Origin of the sequence: Methanosarcina sp. A14, from assembly GCF_001729375.1 — an archaeon.
Classification (GTDB): Archaea; Halobacteriota; Methanosarcinia; order Methanosarcinales; family Methanosarcinaceae; genus Methanosarcina; species Methanosarcina barkeri.
In genome coordinates, this window is the sequence record NZ_LZPK01000257.1 from 1 (window position 1) to 4,871 (window position 4,871).

The 4,871-nt window shown below is 39.4% G+C and carries 4 protein-coding genes; 2 read left to right on the forward strand and 2 right to left on the reverse strand.

All coding sequences use genetic code 11. The annotated features are described in order from the left end of the window. Positions 1-716 precede the first annotated feature (716 nt). The gene (locus A9239_RS12160) at positions 717-2,513 is read left to right on the forward strand and encodes a hypothetical protein (RefSeq protein ID WP_048122375.1); all 1,797 of its coding nucleotides are present in this window, start codon (positions 717-719) and stop codon (positions 2,511-2,513) included. 97 nt (positions 2,514-2,610) lie between these two features. Here A9239_RS12160 and A9239_RS12165 read toward each other — a convergent pair whose 3' ends face one another. Beyond that, complete coding sequence (locus A9239_RS12165; protein ID WP_048122373.1) at positions 2,611-3,165, reverse strand: metal-dependent hydrolase; 555 nt, start codon at positions 3,163-3,165, stop codon at positions 2,611-2,613. Between the two features lie 96 nt (positions 3,166-3,261). Then, on the reverse strand, positions 3,262-3,966 hold the full coding sequence (locus tag A9239_RS12170) for a (5-formylfuran-3-yl)methyl phosphate synthase (RefSeq protein ID WP_048122372.1): 705 nt from the start codon (positions 3,964-3,966) through the stop codon (positions 3,262-3,264). A 112-nt stretch (positions 3,967-4,078) separates the two neighbouring features. Between A9239_RS12170 and A9239_RS12175 the strand changes: the two genes are divergently transcribed. Continuing rightward, the gene (locus A9239_RS12175; RefSeq protein ID WP_048122371.1) at positions 4,079-4,813 is read left to right on the forward strand and encodes a HisA/HisF-related TIM barrel protein; all 735 of its coding nucleotides are present in this window, start codon (positions 4,079-4,081) and stop codon (positions 4,811-4,813) included. Positions 4,814-4,871: the final 58 nt, after the last annotated feature.

The window sequence follows — 4,871 nt, forward strand, 5'->3', positions numbered from 1 at the left end:
ATAAAAAAATAAACATATAATAAAGAATTATCAACGCCGCATATTAATTATATAAGATAAATATTTATATCGTAACTCTTATTTGCTCATTTAACTAGATTCTAATTGTACCTAATTTATACGATTTTACAGCATATCTATCCATGTATTCCCTCGTTCCATCTACTTCTCAGGGGAAACCTTAATTATTCTGATCTAAACGAATGCTTTCTTCTGAAAGATTAATTTGGGGCATGTAGTGCTGGATTTGGGGCATGCAGTGCTGGCAGAAATAACAAATAAATCTATAAATGATGTTCACTTCGTAAGGCTAAAACTGCATATAGTATTAGCAGGATTTGTACTCAAGAAGGATATAATTAATATACTGTGAGTTACCTGTGACAGAAACACTAAAGTCTCTGAATAAGTTTATAGTACCCGAAAGCCTTTAATTATTGAAAAATTTTAACCCATCAAAACATTAATTAAGTTAAGGCAGGTATATCAAACTTCACTTAGGGCACAACCATTAATTATTTGTTGGGCCGATTGAATATAGGAAGAATACGAAAGAGGAGAACTAAATAAACAAAATCTTCGGATCGAAAGTTTTTGGGCCTGTGTGCTGCCTGTAAAAGAAAACCTCTTTAAGAGTGAAACCAAGTTTTCAGGAATAGATCATAGTTAGGTGCGGAAACTGGACTCTGCAATTTTCAAAAAGGATGGGGGACACATTGTCTAAAACTACTAATAACATATTAAACCTTATAACCTCAATTTCTCTATTACTACTAGTTTATAGTCTTTTTATTCTCAGGGGAATTCAGCCCGAAGGATATGCAGTCGATATCTATGAACAGCTTCCTTTTCATTTTTACCTTACCCTGCTCCTTTGTTACGTTTCAGCCTGCGTTTTGCTTCTTGCATATCGAAAAATGAGTGCAGTTTTTATACTGTTTCTTGTTCATACTGCAGTACTGATAACTCCTCACATGCTTGGCTATGTTTCAATAGGCAGGGGAGAGGAATTTTCTTACCTCGGGCTTGCAGGACAGGGTTCATTTTGTAACCTTTCGGGCTTTTCCAACCTTTCTCCCACGGGTCCTCTGCTCGTTTCAGCCCTGGCTCAGGTTTCAGGCCTGGAAACATCGGCACTTTCATACTTCCTGCCAGTATTTTTTTCAATAATGTTTATTACTGGAATGTTCCTGTTCTATCGGATCTTTATGAGCAGGGAAAAATTGGTCTTAACAGCTTTTCTCTCCTCGCTTATTCCATATTTTGGCCATTTTCAGACCTCATCAGTTCCTTATTATCTTTGTTTTTGCCTGATACCTCTGTACCTTCTTGTGCTGAGAAAAGTAATTTCGGATAAAAACAGGGCAATGGCTGTTTGCCTTCTTTTCATGATACCATTGATTCCTTTAGCTCATCCCTTTATTTTTGCATATCTTGCCTGTTTCTCCCTGTCCCTTGTCTTCTCGAGCAAAATACCGAAGCTCGGATTTGTCCGTAAAACCCTGAGTCTCAACTCTCTATTCTCTGACGCCTCCCACCCTGCAGGAAAAAAAATATCTATATTTGCCGTTCTGTCACTTATCTTGGTAGGTTTCCTGCTTTGTGCGAAATATATTCTTCAGTTCTTTGATGTATCTATTTCAAATCTTATCCTGCGCACTAAAATGCTAATGACTGCAGGTTTTTCCACATTTCCATCAACTGAAAACGGATTTTTCGAGTTTGTGCATCTCTTGAATCTTTACTACGGCAAATACTATATTCCTTTGATTTTTATTCTGATCAATTCCGTAATCGTATGGCAGAATCGTAAAAGGTTTTGCCAGCATTTTGTTCGCAGGTACCCCCGTTTTCTGGTTCTCTATATAGTAACCTTTTTCCTGGAGCTTGCTTTTCTTTTAAACCCCTTCATTCCTTATCCTCCAGATAAGTTTGCAAATTTGAGCTTCATTATTTTTGCCCAGATTCCTTTGTTGGGGTATTCCCTTTACATTATTTTCCTTCGAAAAGGGTATACTCTTGGCCTTGGCTCTGCAGTGCTGGTTCTTTGTCTGCTCTGGACACTGGGATTCTTCACCTGTTTCAGTTCGCCGTATACAGGTGGAGTTTCTGAAGCAATTTCGGAAAATGAGGCAGATGGGATTCAGTGGTTGTCTGGTGTGAGAGAAGCTTATCCATATGTTATGTCTTGTACAGATAAGTATGAAATCATCACCCAGCCTGAGATACCTGGCAGCAATATGAGTCGGACTGATCTTGATGATGTTTCCCAAAAGCTTCTTTATACCTCTAAAAATAATTCTGAAGGCGGTATCTCTATAGAAAAAGTAGCAGAAAATGAAACTTTCTATATTGCGGAAACAACTTATTCTGAGGCTTTGAGGACCAGGGGGCAGGGATCCAATAAAACATCAGTTTCTACAGGTGGAGGCACCCTCAAATCCCAGGTTGCGGATCCTGTATATAAGATCTATGATTCCCTTAATATCAAAATTTATGAATATGTTTCGTAAACTCCCCTATGTTTCGTCTGGAGATCCGGTCTCTGAGGAAGGTAACTTCCAGTTCTAAGGAAGGTAACTTCCAGTTTTCGAATATTTGTATTTTCTTTTAAATGTTTAACTTTTTCTCTTTTTTACACTGCAAATTGTCTTTTTTCTTTTCGCTAATATATTTGCCAGTAAGAAGGACAATTATAATCAGTCCGACGATTTCTGAGATAAAAACTTCTGTAAATCCGGGGTTGTATGATCTACTAAGAATTATCATAAGATACTCAATAAAACTTGCCGAAATCGTGTCTTTCGGAAACCCCCAGCCCAGAAGCGGCCAGAAAAATACTTCAGGGCTGTTCCATATCTGATCTTCAAAAATATGACAAAAAGATGCTCCTGCAATAATCAGGAGTTCAGGTTTCCCCTGGCTATAGAGATAGTACCCTGCCAGGCCCAGCAGAAGGCCAAAAAGTAGAGTATGAGCAAAAATTCGTCCGCTTCCTATGGTTTCAGCAAGAATTATCCTGCCAAGAGGTTTATCGATAAAGTCTGGAAGGAGCGCTCCGAATGCAATCCACGGAACCTTTACCCAGAAGTTATTTTTTGAAAATAATCGGCTCAGGAGATAAAAGACCCCCAGAGTAATCCCAACATGTCCGAAAATAAACATCAGGTCAAAAATAGTTATTTACTTATAATTCTTTTTCGGCAGGCCTGCCTGATGACCTGCCGGTACAGAACTTCAATCTTAAATTAAAAAAGTATTTCAAGCCTGGCATTCAGCTACGAGTTTTTCTACCAGTTCCTGTCGGATTGCATTTGTTCTGTCTCCTCCGCAGACCATACCACGGACCCCGATAATATCCGGTCCGATTTTCTCAAGCACTGGAAGATCCTCAAATTTCAGGGAGCCTGCAATCGCGTTTTCAAGTCCACATCCATGGGCAAGGTCTGTGAACCTTTTAAGTTCTTCCTCGTCCATAAATTCGAAGGTAGATTTTCCATCCTTAATTCCTGTATCAACCATCACCACATCTGCCCCAGCTTTTGCGGCGATTGAAGGAAGCAGCAATGGAGAAATTGAATTGATGCGCTTGTAGTCCGAATATCCTGAGGCAACAACTTTCTTTGTTGAGTCATAGTCTTTTACAGCCTTTGTTATTTTTGTAATAAGCTCGAAGGCCTGATCTTCAGTCTGGATATCGTAAAGGCCAACTTTAATATAATCTGCCCCTGCAACGGCTGCTCCAAATGCTGCAAGGGAAGCAGTTCCTGGTTTATAGTTAAAATCTCCTATAGTTGCGCTTATGGGCTGTCTACCGTTTACAGCTTCCTTTACGTCCCTTATTACCCACGGGAAATTCGCACCAAGGGAGCCTTCTTTAGGGTTCTTGACATCTACAATGTCTGCGCCGCCTCTGGAAGCAATTATTGCTTCCTCTTTATTAATTGGACTTATAAGCAGTTTCATATAAAGCCTCTAAATAAACATCTAATTGGAATCTTACAGTGAATATTATTCTTTTTATACAATATTCTTTATTTTATACTTTTTTATAGGATGATACAGCTATTGAATAAGTATGTTCCGAGTAGTCTTTGTGATGGATATATTTAACCGTAACGTAGTTCTTGCAAAGGGTGGGGTCAGGGAAAAATACCGTCCGGTTTCAGATTCAAGTACTGTGTGTAGTAGCTCGGACCCTGTGGACATAGTGGAACTCCTGCGTCCGAGGGAAGTCTATATTGCCGACCTTAACGTGCTTCAGGGTAAAGGGCCTCTCGAAACGAATACCAAAGTAATTCGGGAAGTAAGCTCAAAGGTAGACACAATGCTTGATTTTGGGATCTCGGCTTCACAGGACGTGGAAAAAGCCCTTTCTATTGCAGGAACTGCTGTAATAGGCACAGAAACAGGTACGCTTTCGGCAATAAAGGATGCTGCTTATGGAAACTCCGGAAGGATCAGTGTTAGCATTGATATAAAGCATGGTAAAGTTCTGAATAATGATCCTGAGCTCCCGGAGTCTCCTTTTGAAATAGTAAAAATGTTAAATAATTTACCCTTAAAAGACCTTATTTTCCTTGACCTTGATAGGGTTGGAACAGCCTCAGGCTTTGACCCTGAATTCCTTCGAAAACTGGTTGAATGTTCCAGGCATAGCGTGCTTCTTGCCGGAGGGGTCAAGGATATGGAGGATCTTTTTACTCTTGATAAGCTCGGGATAAAAGGAGCTCTGGTCGCAACTGCCGTTCATTCGGGAATGGTTCCTCTATCCGTGATGAGTTCAGGGCTTAAATCGGATGACTTAAAATAAAATCGAATAACAAAATAAAATCGGATGACTTAAAATAAAATCGAATAACAAAATAAAA

Excerpts from the sequence above, each read along its gene's own strand:
- A9239_RS12165 (WP_048122373.1), bottom strand. The coding sequence starts at position 3,165 with ATGTTTATTTTCGGACATGTTGGGATTACTCTGGGGGTCTTTTATCTC.
- A9239_RS12170 (WP_048122372.1), bottom strand. The coding sequence starts at position 3,966 with ATGAAACTGCTTATAAGTCCAATTAATAAAGAGGAAGCAATAATTGCT.
- A9239_RS12175 (WP_048122371.1), top strand. The coding sequence starts at position 4,079 with ATGTTCCGAGTAGTCTTTGTGATGGATATATTTAACCGTAACGTAGTT.